Source organism: Leisingera sp. F5 (genome assembly GCF_001593695.1).
In genome coordinates this window covers 1-1,034 of sequence record NZ_LUKH01001426.1, presented here as the reverse complement: position 1 = coordinate 1,034, position 1,034 = coordinate 1, and the positions used below count along the sequence as shown (strand labels likewise).

The window sequence follows — 1,034 nt, the reverse complement described above, 5'->3', positions numbered from 1 at the left end:
GGTAAAAGACAATGATCACCGGTCCTGTCAGACCGGTCATGCCGCCAACCATGCCAGCCGCCCCGCCGATGCCAAACCGGCCGGGCCAGCCCAGCCGCCCCTGCCAGCGCCAGCCGGAAACAACTGCCGCCAGCGTCACCCCGATCACGCCTGCCGCCAGCCAGCGCAGGGTCAGCGGATCCAGCTGCGACATCACCCACAGACCGGCCGGAACGGTGACAGCGGCGGCCATTGCCAGCGCGCCGACCTCGGCCTTGTCGGCCTTGCTCCAGGCCTGCGGGAACAGGGTGATGGTGGAAAACACCCCCATCAGCACCATCAGGAACACCACATCTGCCGAGGGCAGGAATTGCGCCCCGACGGGCACAAAAATCATCGCGGTGCCAAAACCAGTGAAGCCGCGGACTAAACCCGCGGCTCCAATAGTCAGCAAAAGCCAGAACAACCCCGGCGTGGCCAGGGCTGCCTGAAAGGCCTCAAGCATCGATGTTCGAGAACTGGTTGCCGGTGGTGTTTGCCTGTTTCGACCAGTCGCGCTTCACCCCCAGTTTCAGCAGGATGGTGGAGGCTACGAACACAGACGAATAGGTCCCGACCAGCACGCCCCAGATCATCGCAAAGACAAAGCCGCGGATCACGTCACCGCCCAGCACATACAGCGAAATCAGCGCCAAGAGCGTGGTGACCGAGGTCATCACCGTCCGGCTGAGGGTCTCGTTGATCGAGATATTCAGAACCTCGGCCAGATCCTTCTTCTTGTAGCGGCGCAGGTTTTCACGGACCCGGTCGAACACAACCACCGTATCGTTCAGCGAATAGCCGACGATGGTCAGCAGGGCGGCGATGATGGCCAGGTCGAACTTGATCTGCAGTTCCGAGAACACACCAATGGTCAGCACCACGTCATGCACCAGTGCTGCCACCGCGCCAAGCGCGAACTGCCACTCAAACCGCAGCCAGATGTAGACCAGCACGGCGCCGATCGCGAGGGCCACCGCGTAAATCGCCGTGGTGATCAGCTCACCCGAGACCTT

The 1,034-nt window shown here is 62.2% G+C and carries 2 protein-coding genes; both read right to left on the bottom strand.

Annotated features, from left to right (window positions below; translation table 11 throughout):
- Positions 1 to 484 (bottom strand): TSUP family transporter (locus A2I95_RS41980; RefSeq protein WP_291738165.1); only part of this gene is annotated, 484 nt, incomplete at its 3' end.
- Positions 477 to 1,034, bottom strand: a 558-nt coding sequence (secF, locus tag A2I95_RS41975) for a protein translocase subunit SecF (RefSeq protein WP_291738164.1), incomplete at its 5' end; no start/stop codon positions are given. The genes secF and A2I95_RS41980, both read right to left, overlap by 8 nt.